Origin of the sequence: Paenarthrobacter histidinolovorans (genome assembly GCF_014647595.1) — a bacterium.
Lineage (GTDB): Bacteria > Actinomycetota > Actinomycetes > Actinomycetales > Micrococcaceae > Arthrobacter > Arthrobacter histidinolovorans.
In genome coordinates, this window is record NZ_BMPM01000011.1 from 62,744 (window position 1) to 80,138 (window position 17,395).

Annotated in this window: 19 protein-coding genes; 5 read left to right on the forward strand and 14 right to left on the reverse strand. The window is 63.8% G+C overall.

All coding sequences use genetic code 11. The annotated features are described in order from the left end of the window. Positions 1–3 precede the first annotated feature (3 nt). The 3 genes from IEY62_RS19930 (at position 4) to IEY62_RS19940 (ending at position 1,231) form a co-directional block, all read left to right on the forward strand. Positions 4–600 carry a TetR/AcrR family transcriptional regulator gene (locus tag IEY62_RS19930; RefSeq protein WP_189021146.1) on the forward strand — a complete coding sequence of 199 codons (597 nt, stop codon included), beginning with the start codon at positions 4–6 and terminating at the stop codon, positions 598–600. A gap of 206 nt (positions 601–806) precedes the next feature. Continuing rightward, positions 807–1,004, forward strand: coding sequence for a hypothetical protein (locus tag IEY62_RS19935; RefSeq protein ID WP_189021147.1), 198 nt, complete (start codon positions 807–809; stop codon positions 1,002–1,004). Further along, entirely contained in the window at positions 1,001–1,231 is a 231-nt protein-coding gene (locus tag IEY62_RS19940; RefSeq protein WP_189021148.1) for a hypothetical protein, read from the forward strand. The genes IEY62_RS19935 and IEY62_RS19940 overlap by 4 nt, the downstream gene beginning before the upstream one ends. A 73-nt stretch (positions 1,232–1,304) precedes the next feature. Here the strand turns inward: IEY62_RS19940 and IEY62_RS19945 are convergent, their stop codons facing one another. Genes IEY62_RS19945 through IEY62_RS19965 form a run of 5 tightly spaced genes read right to left on the reverse strand, consistent with a single transcriptional unit; the run spans position 1,305 to position 6,099 of the window. Next, positions 1,305–2,348: a lactonase family protein gene (locus tag IEY62_RS19945; RefSeq protein ID WP_189021149.1), complete on the reverse strand. Its 1,044-nt coding sequence runs from the start codon at positions 2,346–2,348 to the stop codon at positions 1,305–1,307. 1 nt (position 2,349) lies between these two features. Further along, a complete protein-coding gene (locus IEY62_RS19950) occupies positions 2,350–3,180 on the reverse strand; it encodes an aldo/keto reductase (RefSeq protein WP_189021150.1) in 831 nt (276 codons plus the stop codon). 60 nt (positions 3,181–3,240) lie between these two features. Beyond that, on the reverse strand, positions 3,241–4,278 hold the full coding sequence (locus tag IEY62_RS19955) for an NAD-dependent epimerase/dehydratase family protein (RefSeq protein ID WP_189021151.1): 1,038 nt from the start codon (positions 4,276–4,278) through the stop codon (positions 3,241–3,243). Next, a complete protein-coding gene (locus IEY62_RS19960) occupies positions 4,275–5,246 on the reverse strand; it encodes an aldo/keto reductase (protein WP_039239253.1) in 972 nt (323 codons plus the stop codon). The genes IEY62_RS19955 and IEY62_RS19960 overlap by 4 nt, the downstream gene beginning before the upstream one ends. Positions 5,247–5,277: 31 nt before the next feature. Then, positions 5,278–6,099, reverse strand: coding sequence for an aldo/keto reductase (locus IEY62_RS19965; RefSeq protein WP_189021152.1), 822 nt, complete (start codon positions 6,097–6,099; stop codon positions 5,278–5,280). 217 nt (positions 6,100–6,316) lie between these two features. On the opposite strand from IEY62_RS19965, the gene IEY62_RS19970 reads away from it, so the two are divergent. After that, on the forward strand, positions 6,317–7,201 hold the full coding sequence (locus IEY62_RS19970) for a helix-turn-helix transcriptional regulator (protein WP_189021153.1): 885 nt from the start codon (positions 6,317–6,319) through the stop codon (positions 7,199–7,201). 53 nt (positions 7,202–7,254) lie between these two features. Here the strand turns inward: IEY62_RS19970 and IEY62_RS19975 are convergent, their stop codons facing one another. Both IEY62_RS19975 and IEY62_RS19980 read right to left on the reverse strand, forming a co-directional pair. Next, a complete protein-coding gene (locus tag IEY62_RS19975) occupies positions 7,255–7,464 on the reverse strand; it encodes a dodecin (protein WP_011773002.1) in 210 nt (69 codons plus the stop codon). Between the two features lie 111 nt (positions 7,465–7,575). After that, on the reverse strand, positions 7,576–8,382 hold the full coding sequence (locus tag IEY62_RS19980) for an SDR family oxidoreductase (RefSeq protein WP_189021154.1): 807 nt from the start codon (positions 8,380–8,382) through the stop codon (positions 7,576–7,578). 159 nt (positions 8,383–8,541) lie between these two features. Between IEY62_RS19980 and IEY62_RS19985 the strand changes: the two genes are divergently transcribed. After that, entirely contained in the window at positions 8,542–8,973 is a 432-nt protein-coding gene (locus IEY62_RS19985) for a universal stress protein (protein ID WP_189021155.1), read from the forward strand. 78 nt (positions 8,974–9,051) lie between these two features. On the opposite strand, the gene IEY62_RS19990 is transcribed toward IEY62_RS19985, so the two are convergent. The 7 genes from IEY62_RS19990 to IEY62_RS20020 all read right to left on the reverse strand — a co-directional run bounded on the left by IEY62_RS19990 (position 9,052) and on the right by IEY62_RS20020 (position 17,345). After that, on the reverse strand, positions 9,052–10,728 hold the full coding sequence (locus IEY62_RS19990) for a thiamine pyrophosphate-binding protein (protein WP_189021156.1): 1,677 nt from the start codon (positions 10,726–10,728) through the stop codon (positions 9,052–9,054). Continuing rightward, on the reverse strand, positions 10,725–11,516 hold the full coding sequence (locus tag IEY62_RS19995; RefSeq protein WP_189021157.1) for a cyclase family protein: 792 nt from the start codon (positions 11,514–11,516) through the stop codon (positions 10,725–10,727). Before IEY62_RS19995 ends, IEY62_RS19990 begins: the two co-directional genes overlap by 4 nt. Before the next feature lie 7 nt (positions 11,517–11,523). Then, positions 11,524–13,155, reverse strand: coding sequence for a phytoene desaturase family protein (locus IEY62_RS20000; RefSeq protein WP_189021158.1), 1,632 nt, complete (start codon positions 13,153–13,155; stop codon positions 11,524–11,526). A gap of 21 nt (positions 13,156–13,176) precedes the next feature. Then, on the reverse strand, positions 13,177–14,955 hold the full coding sequence (locus IEY62_RS20005) for a flavin reductase (RefSeq protein WP_189021159.1): 1,779 nt from the start codon (positions 14,953–14,955) through the stop codon (positions 13,177–13,179). A 40-nt stretch (positions 14,956–14,995) separates the two neighbouring features. Further along, on the reverse strand, positions 14,996–16,237 hold the full coding sequence (locus IEY62_RS20010; protein ID WP_189021160.1) for a styrene monooxygenase/indole monooxygenase family protein: 1,242 nt from the start codon (positions 16,235–16,237) through the stop codon (positions 14,996–14,998). A gap of 46 nt (positions 16,238–16,283) precedes the next feature. Next, complete coding sequence (locus IEY62_RS20015) at positions 16,284–17,072, reverse strand: SDR family oxidoreductase (RefSeq protein ID WP_189021161.1); 789 nt, start codon at positions 17,070–17,072, stop codon at positions 16,284–16,286. A gap of 123 nt (positions 17,073–17,195) precedes the next feature. Further along, positions 17,196–17,345: a hypothetical protein gene (locus tag IEY62_RS20020; RefSeq protein ID WP_189021162.1), complete on the reverse strand. Its 150-nt coding sequence runs from the start codon at positions 17,343–17,345 to the stop codon at positions 17,196–17,198. Between the last annotated feature and the right edge of the window lie 50 nt (positions 17,346–17,395).

Here is a 17,395-nt window from a genome sequence, read left to right on the forward strand (position 1 = left end):
AAGATGTCAGGAAAAGCGGGCCAAGGCCGGAAATTTAATATCGACGATGCTTTGGAAGCGGCCACCCTTGTCTTTTGGGACAGTGGGTATGAGGGCACCTCCTTGGCTGAGCTCACCAAGGCCATGGGCATAAATCCGCCCAGCCTTTATAAGGCTTTCGGCTCCAAGGAGGACCTCTTCTTCTCCGTGGTGGACCATTACAACGCCACCCACGGAAACTTCATGTCCGTGGCTTTTGCAGAGGAGGATTCGGGTCTGAACCTCATGCGGCGGCTGCTGATTGAAGCTGCCGACCATTACCCGTCAAAGACGTTTCCGGGGGGCTGTCTGGTGATCAGTTCCGCCGTCGCGGTCACGTCCGCGAACCGCCACGTCGCAGACCGCCTGTCCAAGATGCGCAACGACAACATCCTGGCCATGGCGGAAGCACTGACGCGGGACCGCGACGCCGGCAGGATCCCCCAGTCAACCGATACTCATGCGATGGCGGCCTTCGTTGGAGCCACGCTGCAGGGAATGAGCCAGCAAGCCCGGGACGGGGCCAGCAAAGAGGATCTCCTCCGTATCGCCCACTACGCCATCAGTGCAATCGAGGCCTGACAGGCTAAAAGGGCCGGAGGCGGTTGGCTGACCGTCCAAGCCGGGAGAGCCTCTTTGGGATTGAGCGCTGTCAGCCCCTGTGCTACTGACCAGCCATGATTCAGAACGTTGTGCGGCCGTCCATAACAAAGCGCCACTCGCTTGCATAGGGTTGAAGAGATCTGCTTCACAAAGTACCGCGAACTACCCAAGGATGAGTTTCAACGATGAAGAGCATCGCCCTCCTGCGCGAACGAGCCACCCGCGTCATGCCCACCGGTTCCCACTGCCCGGCGTCGGGCTTGTGGAGCCCGGACTGCGACCCCGATGCCGTCCAGGTTTTTGCTGAAGGCCATGTGCTGCCCGCCCACAACGGTGTGGCCACTGTCTGGCGGCGGCAGGCTGCCGCTGAAGTCCCGGCATGACCAGCTCCATACTGAACAGGCCGGCCGACTACCGCCACGTACCCGCTGCCGAGTGGGCCGAGCTCAGCGCCGGCGATCCCGTGTGGATTTACGACGTCGCGTGGGGTGCCGGCACGGGCCGCGTGGACGACGTGTCCAAACACCAGGAGTTGCTCTGGGTGGTCCTCGAACCGACCGGTCGCAAACTCATTTGCGGCACGGACGACGTCGAGGTCTGGTCCGTCTGAAAGACCCGCCGGGATGGCACTTAATACCAATGTCTGAGCGGATCATACGTATTAAGTGCCATCTCGGCGTCAGTTAATCGGCGACGAGCAACATGCTGGGGGAGCCGGTTTCCACCCGGCCCACCGGACCATCCGGTAGCCCGGTTTCCGGGTCCAGCCTGAAGCTCACGACGTCGTCCGAACCTTCGTTCGCCACGTACAGCCAGCCTTCGCGGACCAGGTGATGGCGGGGCCACTCGCCGCCGCAGGGCACCTCGCCGCGTGGCTCAAGCCCGATGCCATCAGAGGCGACCTCCAGCACGCAGATGCGGTTGGTTCCCCGCACGCCCACATAGGCGAAGCGGCCGTCCGGGGAGAGCGCGATCTCCGCGCCGGCGTCTCCGTCCTTGGCTCCCGTGGCGCTTGCCGGAACCACGGCTGCGAGCTCGTACGTACCATCCGGTTCCATCCGGACCGCTGCCACCTCCACCGAATACTCCGTGTCGACAAAGACCGTGCCACTCCGGTGGCGGGCCATGTGTCGGGGACCCGAGCCCAGAGGGAGGACCACCTGGTGATCGGGCTTCAGGCCTTCACCCGGCACGAATCGCCACACCCGCACCAAGTCATGCCCCAGGTCAGTGGTCATGACCCTCCCGTCGGGAAGCATCAAGCTTGAGTGGGCCCTGCTGGGCCGCTCACCAGCGGGAGCTGCAGCAGAGTGGGGATCGACGGCGGCCGCAGCGCTGGCGCGCGAGGTGATGGCGCCGTCGTCGTCCAACTCGTAGAGGATGACCTTGCCGTCGCCCCAGCAGGTGGCCACAATGAAGCGGCCCTGCGGATCAGCAGCGATGTGGCACGTGGCTTCGCCGGCGGGCCAGGGATCTCCGAAAGCCTCGAGGTTGGCTGCACCGCTCCGGCGATACGCCCGCACCGTCTTGCCTTCCTCCGCCACGGCGTAAAGCACGGGAAGCGTCGGGTGCAGCGCCAGGAAAGATGGCGAATTGGCCTCGACGGCCAAGCCAACGGATGTCAGTTGGCCGTCATCGTCCGCCGAAAGCGCGGCGATGCCCTTGCCGTGACCGTTCCTGTCAGCGGTGTAGGAACCGGCCCAGATCAGTGATTCGTGCGTCGTCATCTCAGTGTCCCTGAACGTCCGAGTCGACGCCGGCATCCGGCCCGGCGTCGAGAGTCTGCAGTTTGCTGAGGTCGTCCTGGTCCAGTTCGAAGTCGAAGACGTCCAGGTTCTCCTGCATTCGCTGGGGATTGGCGGTTTTGGGGATGGCAACCAATCCCTGCTGGACATGCCAGCGGAGTACTACTTGGCCCGGTGTCTTTCCGTACTTTTCACCAACTGAGGCCAGGACCGGGGCGTTCAGCAAGTCGCTGCTGGCGCCCAACGGGCTGTAGGACTCAGTGACGATTCCGTTGCTTTCGTTGAAGGCGCGGGCCGCGGTCCTGGGGATGGAAGGGCTCACCTGGATCTGGTTCACTGCTGGAACCACCTCCGTCTCCCGGAACAACTGGTCCAGGTGCGCCGGTTTGAAGTTGGACACCCCAATCGAACGCACTTTGCCGGAAGCCTGGAGCTCCTCAAACGTTTTCCACGTTGAAAGGAACTCGCCCCGGCGCGGAAGGGGCCAATGGATGAGGAGCAGGTCAACGTAGTCCAATCCCAGGCGCTCCAGCGAGCCGTCCAGTCCGGCAATGGCCTTGCCGGACCCATGGAATTCGCCATCGAGCTTGGTAGTGATGAACAGCTCCCCACGGTCCACTCCGGACGTGCGGATGCCGTCTCCCACGCCCTTCTCATTGCCGTATTTCACCGCAGTATCGATGTGCCGGTAGCCGTGGGACACCGCCTCCACCACGGCATCGGCAACCTGGGCGTCATTCAAAGGCCAGGTGCCGAGGCCCAGTTGCGGGATCTTGTGGCCGTCGTTGAGTTCGATAAGCGGTGCACGTGTCATGGGCTGGGTCTCCTCCGGGTTTCTTCGTTTCTACGCTGGCCGCTTGCTGCTTGGCAACAGCTACCGATGCAACCAGTCATGGAGTTTGTCGCTCAGCTCCATGTAGTCCTCACTCACCACCTGCAGTTCCGGGTGGGCATCATGCCACGCCACGATCTCCCGGGCGCCATCGGCAAACGGGATGGTGGCCCGGTAATCCGGAACCAGGGCCTTGATTTTGGAGTTGTCGAACACCACAGAGTGGGAACGGTCGCCCAGCAGGTTGGGACCGAGCTCCGGACTGTTCGCCGCGATGGTCTCCGAGGAAACGTGGAACAGCTCCGGCTCCTCCACCCCCGCAGCCCGTGCGAACAAGCGGTAAATCTGGTTCCATGGCAGGAACTCGTCCGAGGTGATCGTGTAACTCTCGCCTACAGCCTGCGGACGGCCCAGGAGGCCAACGAAGGCCTTTGCGAAGTCCCGGCTGTGGGTCAGCGTCCAGAGCGAGGTCCCATCCCCATGAACCATGACCGGCATCCCGGCGCGCATCCGGTGGATGTCAGTCCAACCGCCCACCATGGCGATCTTCGTTCGGTCATAAGTATGGGACGGGCGAACCACCGTCAGCGGAAAATCAAGTTCGCGGTACGCCTCGAACAGCAGCTCCTCGCAGGCAATTTTGTCCCGGGAGTACTGCCAGAACGGGTTCTTCAGGGGCGTCGACTCCCTGATGGGCAGCGTCGTGGGCGGCTTCTGGTACGCCGAAGCGGAACTGATGAAGACGTACTGCCCAGTCCGCCCACGGAACATCTCCAACCCGGCCCGCGCCTGATCCGGGGTGAAGGAAATGAAGTCCGCAACGGCGTCGAACTCCCTCCCCTGCAGTACCTCACGCACGGCCTGGGGATCGCGGATGTCCGCGTGCAGTACCTCCGCGGCATCCGGGACCAGCCGACCGGCTGACCGCCCCCGGTTGAGGATGGTCAGCCGGTGGCCCAGCGCGACGGCGCGTTCAGCCGCCGCCGCGCTGATGACCCCGGTCCCGCCGATGAATAGGATGTTCCGCGGCGAAACCGTGTCCGCCGCCGCTCCGGGACTGACGGGGAGGAGATTGCTCACCAGGCGTAGTCTTCGGGGGCGGGGCGGTGGCCCGGGAAGATGTCATCGAGGCGTTTGAGGGCGTCCTCGTTCAGGGAAACGTCCAGTGCGCGGATGGCTGCGTCCAACTGTTCCTGGGTACGCGGCCCAACAATCGGTGCCGTCACGGCAGGCTGGTGAAGCAGCCAAGCCAGCGCAACATCGCCGGGTGCGTGGCCGAGCTCGTCAGCGAAATCCTCGTACTGGCGGATCTGGTCCTCGTGCTTCTTCAAGGTCTCCAGGGCCCGTCCCTCAGTGCGGCGGACGCCTTGCTCCTCCTTCTTCAGCACGCCACCCAGCAGCCCACCCTGCAGCGGGGACCACGGGATCAGCCCCAAGCCATACTGCTGCGCGGCCGGGATGACCTCGAGCTCCAGTTCACGCTTGAAGAGGTTGTAGATGGACTGCTCGCTCACCAAGCCGGTGTAGTTCCGGCGCCGTGCTGCTTCCTGCGCCTGGGCGATGTGCCAGCCGGCAAAGTTGCTGCTGCCGGAGTAGAGGATCTTGCCCTGCTGGACGGCAACTTCAATCGCCTGCCAGATCTCATCCCACGGAGTATCCCGATCGATGTGGTGGAACTGGTAGATGTCGATGTAGTCCGTTTGCAGCCGCTTGAGGCTCGCATCCAGTGCGCGCCGGATGTTCAGGGCGGACAGCTTAGATTCATTGGGGCGGTCGGTCATGGTGCCGTAGAGCTTGGTGGCAAGCACGGTCCTTTCGCGGCGCTCGCCGCCCTTGGCGAACCAGCGGCCGATGATTTCCTCGGTCCAACCCCGGTGCTCCACCCCGCCATACACATTGGCGGTGTCGAAGAAGTTAATGCCGGAGTCCAACGCGGAGTCCATGATCGAATGGGCTGTTTCCTCGTCCGTCTGAGGGCCGAAGTTCATGGTTCCAAGGCAGAGGCGTGAAACTTTCAGGCCGGAACGGCCCAGATGGGTGTACTGCATGTCTGTTGGGTCCTTTGGTTTGGCTTGTGGTTTAGAGCTGGGTGAAAGCGGCGACGGCGGGATCGGAACCAATGCGGGCGCCCGCCTCCAGTGCCGTAATTGCTGCCAGTTCGGACTCGGTGAGGCTCAGGTTCGCCGCGCCGAAGTTCTCCCGCATCCGGGACGAGTCCGCAGACTTGGGGATCACTATGGTTCCCTGCGCGAGGTGCCAGGCGAGGATCACCTGTGCAGGAGTAGTGCCGTGTGCTGCCGCGACAAGGGCCACCTGCTCGGCGTTCAGATCCTTGCCCTGTCCCAGCGGGCTGTATGCCTCAACGGCAATGCCAAGGTCACGGCACTTGTTGGCCAGATCTGCCTGCTGGAACGTCGGGTGGAGCTCGATCTGGTTAACCGCGGGCACTACTTCGGCTTCCCTGAGCAGCGTGTCCACGTGATCTGGCAGGAAGTTGGAAATGCCGATGGCGCGGATCTGCTTGTCCTGGTACAGCTTCTCCATTTCCTTCCAGGCCTTCGTGAAGAGGCCCTGAGACGGGACCGGCCAGTGGATCAGGTAGAGGTCAACAACTTCCAGGCCCAGGGCGTCCCGGCTCCGCTGGAAGGCATCGTAGGCTTCGCCTTGCTCACCGTTGCGAAGCTTGGTGGTCACGAAGAGCTCTTCCCGGGGGATGCCGGAGGCTTTGATGGCGGCGCCAACTCCGGCCTCGTTCCGGTAGGCGGCAGCGGTATCGATGTGGCGGTAGCCGGTTTCCAGGGCATCTTCCACCACCTTCTGCGTTTCGTCGGCAGGCACTTGGAAGACACCAAAACCCAGCTGGGGGATGGTGACGCCGTTGTTCAGTGTCAGCTCTGGCATGACGGTCTCCTTCGACGGGATGGTTATGGCCGTGGCACTCCGGCTTCCGGCTGCAACCGGGGAACGGTTTCCAGAAAGCGTTTTCGGAGGCTCTGTACTGAGCCTATGCAGTTTTGGCGGCAGAGTCAGCACTACAGCCTGATCCTGTTTTTCCTAGGTCTGGTAGTCCTACCCACAACGGTGGCCTTTCACACATCGGGGACGGCAGAATGGACGAATGGGTCAAAGCGCCGAGTTCGGTAAATTCCTCAAAGTCATGCGTGCCCGCCTCCAGCCGGAGGACGCCGGAACACAGGAATCCAGCGGTTCACGCAGAGTGCCAGGGCTTCGCCGCGAAGAGGTGGCGCGGCTCTCCGGAGTGAGCACGGACTACTACACCCGGCTGGAACAGGGCCGCAATATCCACCCTTCCAGGGCGGTCCTCGATGCCGTTGCCCGCGCGTTGCGGCTGGATGCGGGGGAGCAGGCCCACATGATGGATCTGCTCGAGCATTGCGCCAGTTCTGCAGGCAACCCCGGGCCTGTCCAGAAGGTACGTCCAGCTCTCCAGCAGTTGCTCGATGCTGTGGGAGACGTCCCGGCCATGGTTCTTGGCCGGCGTGCCGATGTCCTGGCGGGTAACCGGATGGCCCACCTTTTGTTTACGGATTTCACCGCCTTGCCGGCCGCTGAACGCAACCTCACCCGTTGGCTCATCCTGGACCCTGCAGCCGGTGCCTTGTTCCGTGACTGGAAGACCGTTGCCGCGGAAGCCGTCGGAGCCTTGCGCATGGACGTGGGCCGGCACCCCAATGACCCTGAAACAAACCAGTTGGTGGGTGAGCTGGCCGTCCACAGCGAACATTTCCGGCAGTGGTGGGCAGGGCACAGGGTGGCCACCCGGGCCGCGGGTACCGTCAGGCTGCACCACCCGGTGGTGGGGGACCTGGAACTGAACTTTGAGACGATGAGTCTCCCGGACGACCCCGACCAGCTCCTGAGGATCTATTCCGCCAAGGCCGGCTCGCCGTCGTCGGACGCTTTGACGCTGCTGAACTTTGGTGAGGTGGGTACCCCGGCTGAGTTGTCCGTGCCCGAACCTGCCCGCCGGGAAGACAGTTAATGCCAATGTTCAGTGAAACATTGGCACTAACTGGCAACTCGCGGTGAGGTCGGTCAGCGCTCCAGGCGGAAACCGAGCTTGATGGTGACCTGCCAGTCGGCAACCGCGCCGTCCTCGAGGTGACCGCGGATTTCTTTGACCTCAAACCAATCGAGGTTCCGCAACGTTTGGGACGCTGTGGCGATGCCATTCTTGATGGCGTCGTCCACGCCCTCTGTGGAAGTTCCTACAATTTCGGAAACGCTATACGTGTGGCCAGCCATGGTGCTCCTCATCAACGTGTTACGAATCTTTGGAAAAGAAATCAGACCCGCAGGGCGGGCTGTCCATGCAGACTAGCCCACGGATCCCTTGGCGGCCAGAGGTCCCGCGGGCTAGCTTTCGCGCCAGTCGTTGCTGGTGATGTGCGAGCCCGCCTGGGGCCCCATCTGCAGCATTCCGCCGTCCACCGGCCACGATGCGCCGTTGACATAGCTGGACGCCGGGGAGGCCAGGAAAGCGATGACGGCGGCGACTTCGCGGGCGTCACCGGGGCGTCCCAAAGGCACCCCGGGCCGCTCCTTTGTGGTGGGGTCATCGTCCTCCTGACCCGTCATGGGGGTCGCAATTTCGCCGGGTGCCACATTGTTGGCGGTGATCCCGTGCCCGGCGAGTTCCAGAGCCATGGTCTTAATGAGCCCACCCAGGCCGTGCTTGGAGGCGTCGTAAGCCGACGCGCCGACGCGCGGCTGGAACTCATGGACGCTGGTGACGGCGATGATGCGCCCGCCGCGGCCCGCCTTCACCATGCGCTTGGCGGCTGCCTGCATGGCCACGAAGGCGCCATTGAGGTTGGTGTCCAGCGTGGTCATCCAGGTTTCATAGTCGAGGTCCAGGAACTTGGTGCCGTCACCGGTTCCGGAGTTGTTCACAAAGACATCCACGCCACCGAGTTCCTCGGCGAGCGTGTCAACAGCGGCCGCCGTTCCGTGGACATCGGTGGTGTCCAGTTGGTGCACCACAGCTTTGCGTCCCAAGCTGCGGACCTCCTCGGCTGTTTCCTCGGCGCCCTGCTGGTCCGAATGCCACGTGATTCCCACGTCCATGCCGGCTTGTGCCAACGCCACCGCCGTGGCACGCCCGATCCCTGAATCCGAGCCCGTGACGATGGCGGTCTGTGGGGAGAATGATGCGTCGCTCATGGTCCTGCCTTTCAGTGATGTGGTGGTGCCCGTGATTTATCCCTACCCCCTGGCACCGGCAGTAAACACTCCCGGCGCAAAAGGGTCACCCCGGTGTGCGGCCATGGAGTGTAGATTTCTTGCAGCAGCACCCGCTAATCCCCACAACCAGGAGTTCCCATGTCAGAAGTTATTGTCGTCGGCGTTGACAACAGTGAAACGGCCAAGCGTGCAGCAATGGCGGCAGCGAAACTCGCCACCGCCCTCGGTGCCGAACTGCACGTCATCAGCGGCTTCTCGGACGACCGCATCGAAGAATTCGGCAGCGGCAGCGACCGCATCACGGTTTCTTCGGCCGACTCCGCGGAATACGTGGCCCGCAAGGTCTCCGAAGAACTCGACGTTCCGGCCGGCAACATCAAGTACTACGCTGCTCGTGGCAACCCGGCCAACGCCCTGATCAACTACGCCGAAACCAACAACGCCTCCCTGATCGTGGTGGGTAACAAGCGCATGAAGGGCCTGGGCCGCGTACTGGGCAGCATCGCCAACAGCGTGGCGCACGGCGCTCCGTGCGACGTGTACATCGTGAACACGGAAGTGGACGCGTAACACCCAAGTAAGTAGCAGAAAAGGCCGTTCTGAGCGTTCAGAACGGCCTTTTCTGCTACCCAGTTGGGTCCCCGGCACTTAGTGGCCCTGGAAAGCTTCAGCCAGCCACCACGAGCCGCCGTCGGAGGCGATTTTGGCGTCGATGACCAGGGGGCGGTCCTGGGTTCCTGCCTCGTAGGCCGCGATCCATGGGCGCACAGCTTCAAGGTCGGCCACGGTCTGCACGGTTACGCCTTCGGCGCCGAATCCGCGGGCGATCGCGGCGATGTCCGTCTCGGGGAAGACCACGCTGGACAGGTCCTGTTCGGGATGCTGCCCGGCGAAGTGGTGCACCTCGGCCCCGTAGGCGGCGTCGTTGTAGACGATGCACACCAGCGGCAGCTTCAGCCGTGCGGCGGTCTCGAGTTCGCTGATGCCCATGAGGAACCCGCCGTCGCCAGCGCCCAGTACGGGCAGTCGGTGCGGCTGGGCCAGAGCGGCGCCGATGGCCGTGTACAGGCCCAGCCCAATTGCCTGGAAAGCCTGCGTGAAACAGAATCCGAATTCGTCCGGCACCGCAAGGTATTGGCTGGGGTAGCCCATGAAGTTGCCCGAATCCACTGCCACGATCCGCTCGGCAGGGAGCATCGAATCGAGTTCGCGGGTGAGGACGCGCGGGTCGATGGACGTGGCCGTGGACAGATCTTCAGTCTCCACATCGCGCCACCGTGAGCCCTGCTTGATGGCCAGGGCATTGGCCTCGGTGCGGTACTTTTCCACGGGCTCAGGCTGTGAACCGGCCAGTGCGGCCAAGGCATCCCCGGCTGTCAGCGCCGAATCGCCCAGCACCCCCAGCGTGATGGGGCGGTTGGCACCCAAGGCGGAATCTTCGACGTCGATCTGCACCACTTTGGTGCCTGCCGAAATGAGCCGTCCGTGCCGCATGGTCCACATGTTCAAGGCGCAGCCCCACCCCACGATCAGGTCGGCGCCGCTGATGAACTCCGCCGTGGCAGGCGAAGAGAACCCGCCGGAAATACCCAGGTTGTGGGTGTCGCCGTTGAACAGCCCGCTCGCCACCGCGGATGTCGCCACGAGGGCTCCGGCATGGTGTGCCAGTGCGAGGATTTCCTCGCGCGCGCCGCGCCCTCCGCGCCCGGCCACGAACACCGGACGTTCGGCTGCGGCAATCCGTGACACCAGCTGCTGGACGGCGCCAGCATCGGGGCGCACCTTGAGCGGTTGAGGTACGACGGCGGCACCCACCTCGTCCGCAGCGGTGCCGCTTTGAATGTCCAACGGCAAACTGAGCACCACGGTGCGCCGCTCGTTCACTGCGGTACGGAAAGCCCTGACGGTGTCGGCGATCGCGGTGGCGGGGGAGTGGATCCGCTCCGCGATGGCACCAACGCTGCGGGCCAGGGCGTCCTGGTCGATCTTGAAGTTGGAGCGGATGGCTGCGGCCTGGGTGTCGGCGGTCAGTACGATCATGGGGGTGCGGCTTTTGGCCGCCTCACCGATTCCGGTGATGGCATTGCTCAGCCCGCAGCCTTGATGGGTGGTGACCACGCCAACCTTGCCCGACATCCGCGTGTAGGCGTCCGCCATGGTCGCCGCTCCACCCTCATGCCGGGCCGCGGTGAACGGAATGCCCTCGGCCATGAGTGTGCCGGTGACATCGAAGTTGCCGGAACCTACCACCCCGAAAACATGCCCGACGCCCAACTTGGCCAACGTCCTGCCGACCAGCGCGGAAACCAGTACTTGCTCCCTCATGCCTTCTCCACCACGGCTTTTTCCACCAGCGCGTACACGCGGCTGGGGCTGCCCGTGCCGCCCACGATTGGCAGGGGAGCAACCACCAGCGTGGCGCCCGTGACGGGAAGCCGATCCACATTCCGGAGCGACGTTACGCCGTACTTGTCCGCACCCAGCAAGAACGAGTGGACCGGGAACATGGGATCCAGAGTCCCGGCCTGGCCGGCGTCGATGCCCACGGTTTCCACGCCGAAACCACTGAGCGCGCTGTTTCCGGCGAGCCACTTGGCACCTGCCGCGGAAACGCCGGGAGTGTGGGGACCGGCGTCGTCCGCGTTGACGAAGGCCGTAGCGTCCGCGCCGCGGGCAGCCCAACCGGTCCGGAAGATGACCCAGCAGTTCTCCGGGAACGCGCCGTGCTCTTCCTGCCACTGTTCAAAGTGCTCCGGTTCCAGCAGGAAATCGGGGTCCTTCGCCGCCTCGGCAGTCTTGTCGATCACCACAACGGGACCTACCAGCCGGTGCGGTTCGATCTGGTCAACGGACTTGCCATCCTTGCCGGTAATCCAGTGCACCGGAGCATCCAGGTGCGTTCCTGCGTGCTCGCCCACCGTGACGTCGTTCCAGGCCCAGGCGGGTCCGGCGTCGTCGAAGTTGCTCACCGGTGAGACAGAAAGCCCAACCGTATTCGCGAACGGCTGCGGCAGGTTCAAGATGGGCGTCTCGGAGCTCAGCGGAGTTGTGAGGTCGATGATCTCCACCGAACCATTCGAAAGGGCTGCAGTGAGCCCGGCCAGAACAGACATTGTTCTCCTATCGCTTACGTGGTTTCAGTGCTGCTTGGATACGGGAAAATCGTGACGGCGGCGCGGTCAGTTTCTGCGCCACCAAGTGTCCGGAACCGCCGGAAAGGCCGGGGCCGGGGTGGGTTGAGGCCCCAATGTGCCAGAGCCCCTGGATGGCCGTGCGGTGTCCGGACGCCTCCGGGAAAGGCCGCCAGAGAAGGTTCTGGAAGAGTTCGGCCGAGCCGCCGTAGGGATCCCCGTTGACTGCATTGGGATTGGCCAAGGCCAGGTCCGTCGGTGCCAGGATGTCGGAGGCGAGGACACTCGCCCGGGTCCCTGGTGCAAACTGTTCCAACCGGGCAAGGACCCGCTCCAGGTAGCCCTCTTTCAGTTCCCCGCTCCAGCCATTGGCTACATCCAGCTCACCCGCGGCGTCGCCCAGGGGTGCGAACGGCACCTCCTGCAGTTGCAACCACAGCGTGGCTTTCCCTTCCGGTGCCCGCGACGGATCCAGCACGTATTGCTGTCCCACCACCACCGTTGGTTCGCCGGGCAGCAGTCCGGCCTCGGCCTGGGCGCAGGCTATTCCCGTGCTGTCAGAACCGTTGCTGAGATGCACCAGCGGCACGGTGTTGAGCCGGGGATCGAGCCACTCGACAGGCTTGTCCAAGGCCAGATGGATCTGCATGGCTCCGCGGCCGTTCTGGTACCTTTCAGCGGCCCGGGCAGCCACGGCCGGAGGGTTGTGGAGCAGCGATGTGTAGAGGGCCTGCGGGGAGACGTTGGCCAGCACGGTGCCGGCGGAAACACTGCCCTGCGACGTCCGGACACCCGTGACCGCTGTGCCTGAGACCAGGATCTCCCCGGCTTCAGCCCCCAGCATGATCCTGACGCCGTTGTCCTTCAGGAGCGACTCGAACGCCGCAACGAAACGCGATGCCCCGCCCTTCACTACGGGCAGCCCAAAACCGTGCATGCTCATGGCCATGACGGGAAGCATCACCCCGCCGGTGGCCTGGTCCGGACCCAAGCCGGCGTGCAGGAGCCACGGCGACCACAACTGGTCCGTTTCCCAGCCGTCAAAGCGGCTGCGGACATAATTGCGGCCGCTCATCACGGAGTCCCGGACGAATGACTCGTTTGCGGCCAGTCGCCCACGCCGCAGGGCACCGACAGCTATCTTTGCGACGTCCGCAAAGGACCGCAGCTCGGCCCCGAAAGCCCCGAAAACCGTGCCCGCGTTACGGCCCAGGTCATCGAGCATGGCAAGGTAGGCGGCCTGGTCCCGTGGCTCTTTGAACGCGGCGCTTGTCTCGGCGGGATCCCGGTGCGCAATGACTACGCGGTGCGTCCCGGTCGCCGGGTCCGCTGCTACGCTCGCCGTCACTGGCCCCGAGGTGTTGCAGTACTCAAGGCCCCTGGCGTGCAGTTCCTTGCCCAGCGCCTCGTAGGCTCCGCCGGACACGAACAGCGGATGCCAGGAGGAGAACGAGTCGTGGATGAAACCCGGCAAGGTCCGCTCGGAGGAGTGCATGAACCCACCCAACCGGTCCGAGCGCTCGATGATGCACACGCGTTTTCCGTCCAAGGCAAGCTCGGCTGCAGCCACCAGGGAGTTGATTCCCGAGCCAATGATCGCGACATCACAGGATTCGTCCATAACCGTTCCTTTCAAGAGTGCTCAGAAATCAGGGTGGCTGGCAGTGGCGTGGTACTTGCCGCCGTGGAACACCAGGGGAGCGCCGCCGTCGTGGTTGTAGCTTTCCACTTCACCCACGTAGATGACGTGATCCCCGGCGTCATGTCGCGAGACGGTCCGGCACTGGAAGGTTGCCACCGCGCCGTCCAGCAGCGGCACACCGGCGATGCCTTCGACGGTTTCCACGCCGGCGAACTTGTCCGTGGCCGGAGTAGCGAATTGGCGCGAAAGGACGTGCTGGTCGCTGGCCAGGATGTTGATGGCAAAGTGCGTGGCTTCCTCGAAGTCGCCCAGGCTTGGTGCCCGTTTGCTGGGGCACCACAGCACCAGCGGCGGATCCATGGATACCGACGTGAAGGAATTGGCTGTCATGCCCACTTTTCTGCCGTCCGCGGAGACAGTGGTGACCACCGTGACGCCGGTGGCGAATTGCCCCAGGGCGCTCCGGAAATCGCGGACGTCGAAAGCGGAGGTGTCTTCTTCCTTCCGGGCCTGCATGAAGTCGGCGGCAGCGGTGGGATCGAACCACCATGGGTAGGAGGTTCGGGGATCGTCAAAACCGTTTACGATGCTCGCCGCCAACGCTGGGTGTTCAGCGGCTTCACTGAGCAGCGTCTTCTGGTGGTCGCGGCGTGGTTTCAGGAGATCGTTGGTCCATTCAACGGCCCACTGCCCCCAGCCGCGCCAGAATTCATCGAAGGTGCGCTCCATCCAGTGGCGGTCGAACGGTTGCTGGCCGCGGCGGACAATCGAGTCCAGGTAGTACTTTGCGGCCAGGGTTGCGTTGTTGGAGCCCTGGCCGGTGAGGGGATCGTTGAGGACCACGGCATCGCCCAGCCCGAACACCAGTTGTCCGTTGCTGAGCTCCCCGACGGCGGACCGCACCGTGGGCGTGATGCGTCCCAGGAGGGTGGCGCCGTCATCAGTCAGTTCGGCTCCGGCGAAGTTTTCCGCTTCGTGCGGAAAATGCTCGCGCAGGATCTCCAAGGACCTTTCGAGCTGCTCTTCCGGACTCCCGACGTCGGTCCACCGGTCCATGGGGCCTCCCACCACGCCTTCGAACACCATCATGCGGCACGGGCCGGAGACAGTGAGGCCAGGGAACGTGAAGAATTCGCCGACGCCGGGTGCCATGGACATGCGGATGCCGTCCCCAACAGTGCCGTCCCCACCAGTGCCGTCCCCAACAGTGCCGTCCCCAACCGTGCCGGTGGCGGCACCGGCGTCGGGTTTGACGTAGTTCAGCGCCAGGACGCGCTGTGGGCGGTCGAAAGGTGATTTCGCCTTGTCCCGAGGGAAGATCTGGCCGATTTCGCCCTTGCCCGTGCTCACGATGACCAGTTCGTAGTCGCGGGCGAGTTCCTCGAGCATGCGTGGGGTGACCTTCTCGATGCGGAAATCGCCGCCGGCAGCAACAAAGGTCTCGATCCACAGGGCGCTTTTGATCCGCTGGTCTATGGAGCGGGCAGTTCCGTCCAAAGGAGCTGCCCACTCGATGGGTTCTGCGGCGTCCACACGGAGTTGGATGGAGGTGATCGCCGGGACTGATCCGGATTCGTAATAGTCCGTGAGGGCCGTCCCCATCTGCGCTTCGGCGTCCAGCGCCGTGGAGAACATGCACTGGCTGGACATGACTTTCCCGGTGCGGATCTGTGCTGCGGAACGGTCCGAGAGCAACGTTACGGAGTAGCCCTCCCGTTGCAGGCCCAGGGCCAGTTGGGCGCCGGATTCGCCGGCGCCGACGATTGCTATTTTTCGCATGATGGGTCCTTTTTAGCAGGGCTGTGCTGGAAAAATGAGCCTAGGAAACCCTGGCAGCAGAGAGGCTCGCCAGGTAGTCGGCTGCCTTGTCAGGAGACATGAACCACTCCTGGAATTCCGGTGGATGATTGAAGCCATTGGCGAACCTGCGGGCAATGTCCGGCTCGTTGTTGGCCGCGCCCAGGAGTTCGAGGACGTGGGGCGGCGGCGGGGCCAGGAGGGCATTTGTCCAGTGTGCAACGTGCTGTGCGTAATCCCAATAGCGCTCGAAAGTGGCCTGCATGAACTCGGCGCCATACGTCTGGTCGCCGTGCCGGATGATGCTGTCCAGGTACGACGCCGCACACTTGCTGGCGTTGTTTGAACCTTGGCCGGTGATGGGATCGTTCAACACCACGACGTCGGCCAGGCCAAGGACCTGCCGCCCGCTTGGCATGGTGGCAATCGGGTGGCGGACAGTGGGCGCAAACCTGCCCTGGAGTACGCCGTTGGCATCGGTGAGTTCCACCTCCGTTGCACGCTCGGCTTCCCATGGCAGGAAGGTCTTGAGGATGTTCTTGGAATTCTCCAGGTGTTCCTCGGGGGAGAGGCCCTTCCACGTGTCCATGGGGCCGCCGGGCACGCCCTCGAAGACCATGATTTCGCACGGACCGGTGGTGGTGAGGGCCGGGAAAACAAAGTATTCGCCCACGCCGGGGATGAGGTTAAAGGAGACCGCGGAGTACTCTTCGCGGGGCTTGAGGCCCTTCACGTAGGTCAGCGCCAGGGCGCGCTGCGGGGCGTCGTACGTGCTGCGTTCGGCGTCGCGGGCGAACAGTTGGGCGATCTCGCCCTTGCCTGCGGCCACGATCACCAGCTCCGAGTTCTGCGCGTACTTCTCCAACTCGGCTACGCCTGCGTCTTCGAAGACCAGTTCCCCGCCGCGTGCCGTGAACTCCTCCATGAACCGCGGGAACTTAACGCGCTGGTCAATGGATTTGGCGTGGTTGTCCAGGCGGGATGCCCAGCTGATGGCCTTCTCGCCCGGGAGTTCGGGGTGGGGGATGGTGAAGGAAATGCCGTCGACCGTGGGGGCGTCGGGCCAGAAGTCCAACCCCAGCGCCCGTTCGTGTACCAGCGCGTTGTGGAAGATGCATTGGCTGGAAGCGACCTTGCCATCCCGGATTTCTTCGGGCGTGCGGTTGGAAATGGTGGTCACGTGGAAGCCGGCGTCCAGCAGTCCGATGCCCAGCTGAAGCCCGGACTGGCCGGCTCCGACGATGGTGATGTGGCGTTGCGTCATGGTGTTGCCCTTCTCTGTAGTGGAAGTTGCTCTTGAATCCTGGGCGTCAGTTGGCGGCCAGCAGGGGGATGGTCTCTTCGGCGCGTTCGGGACCCAAAGCGGAGTAGCCGCCGTCGACCGCCCAATCGGCGCCGGTCACGAAACTTGCCTGGTCGCCGGCGAGAAACGCGACGACGTCCCCCACCTCGTGCGGGCGGCCGACGCGCTTGAGTGCATGGAAGGGGGCGGCCACGGAATCCGTCTTGGCGAGGTCACCGTTGCTGAGGGAGTCCATGATGTTGCTCCACACCCATCCCGGGCTGACGGAGTTCACCCGGATGCCGTCTGCCGCGAAGTCCACGGCCATGCTGCGCGTGACTTGAACGAGGGCCGCTTTGCTGGCCGGGTACAGCCAGCGGCCGGTCTGTGCCACAGAGCTGGAGATCGAGGTGAAGTTGATGATCGCGCCATGGCCGGAGGCTTTGAGGTGGGGTCGGGCAGCGTTGCTTGTCATCACGGCGCTCACGAGGTTGACGTTGAGTGCCTCGAGCCAGTCGCTGCGGCCGGATGCTGCGCCATCGTCTTTGTAGGTGCAGGCGAGGTTGACCAGGATGTCCAGGCTTCCGTGGATGGCTGCAGCCTCCTCCACGAGGTCTTGGACTGCGTCGTCGTCGGTGATGTCCGTGTGGGAGTAGTGGATCCCTTCCCCCAGCGCTTTGGTGAGGGTGCCGCCGTCGGGAGCTATGTCCGCAACCACCACCGTGGCCCCGGCGTCCCGCAGAGCGGTCACCACGCCCTGCCCCACCTTGGTTGCCCCACCGGTGACAATTGCTGTCCTGCCGTCGAGTCCTGGCATGGTCCAAACCTTTCCCGTTCTGATGATATTGAAGAAATGTGACGTGCGTCATGGTTGTTCAATAAGTGACTCTAGGCAGTCGCTGCAGGCGGGACTATCCACTAAGCGCAGGCATCATCCGGATTACGCAGGGTCTTCCTCTTCCTCGTGCCAACCAACCCAGGCTGCGGAGGTGAGCTGCGCGTCCTTGGCCCGGAGTTCCGCCGCCCAGAGTTCGAAGTGGTGGCGATCCCACTCTTCCCGCCGGTCGTGTACGAGCTTGATGTTTTTCATTGGTCCTCACCTCGCTTCCGCTGCTGTTATCGTGATGTGAGCTGGGTCAT